Raw genomic sequence first — 294 nt, 5'->3', positions numbered from 1 at the left:
TTTGCGCCAAGTTCGGCCAATCGGTCGGCCATCACGCGGCCGAGGCCGCGTCCCGAGCCGGTGACGAAGGCGGTCAGACCGCTGAGTTCTCGGGCAGTCATGCTGATTTCTCCATTGCAATGAAATCGAACTTCATCATGTTGGCGGCGCTGCGCCGGATCATGTCGAGCTCGTACAAAACGAGCGCACCGTCATCATCACGCTCCCATGGCGTGCGGTAGTCGGCGTCGTCCGCAAGGCGGTTCAGGCGCGCAGCACTCAGGCAGGCCGCGAATTCGCGGCCTGCCTGAGTGC

Annotated in this window: 1 pseudogene; it reads right to left on the bottom strand. The window is 63.3% G+C overall.

Going from position 1 to position 294, the window contains the following annotated elements:
* Positions 1–97 precede the first annotated feature (97 nt).
* Positions 98–294: pseudogene (locus E5W70_RS27860) on the bottom strand (sugar phosphate isomerase/epimerase); the annotation flags it as partial.

It is taken from the genome of Mesorhizobium sp. (assembly GCF_005063415.1).
Classification (GTDB): Bacteria; Pseudomonadota; Alphaproteobacteria; order Rhizobiales; family Rhizobiaceae; genus Mesorhizobium.
Note: the sequence above shows the minus strand (reverse complement) of the source record. Positions and strands in the feature narration are given on the sequence as shown.